Here is a 424-nt window from a genome sequence, read left to right as displayed (position 1 = left end):
ACGCCTATTAAACCACCAAGCACAAGAATAAATACCATGACATCGACAGCTTCAATCGTTCCATTTACCATACTTGTCGTAATTTGATCGGGACCCGCTGGCTTTTGTTTCAAGCGCTCGTAAGTTCCAGGAATCGATATCGGTTTATTGATAGCACCTGATTTAAATTGGTTCACATCAATCTTGACACCTAATTTGTCAAGTTGATCTTGTGTCCCTGGGACTGTCGTTGTTTTATTATGTGCATCGACAATCTTAAATTCATGCGCTCCTGCATGATAAGAAAGCTTAGAATACGCACCTGCTGGCACAATCCAAGTTGCTAACACTGCAATAATGGTTAAAATAAATAATATTGTAAATGCACCAGGCATTTTTAATCGAAACCGTTTTTTCTCTTTGTTATCAGATACTGTATGAGATC

The 424-nt window shown here is 38.4% G+C and carries 1 pseudogene; it reads right to left on the bottom strand.

Annotated features, from left to right (window positions below):
* Positions 1-424: pseudogene (locus tag DF216_RS10540) on the bottom strand (YfcC family protein); the annotation flags it as partial.

Origin of the sequence: Streptococcus oralis (assembly GCF_004127215.1) — a bacterium.
GTDB classification, from domain to species: Bacteria; Bacillota; Bacilli; order Lactobacillales; family Streptococcaceae; genus Streptococcus; species Streptococcus oralis_BD.
Note: the sequence above shows the minus strand (reverse complement) of the source record. Positions and strands in the feature narration are given on the sequence as shown.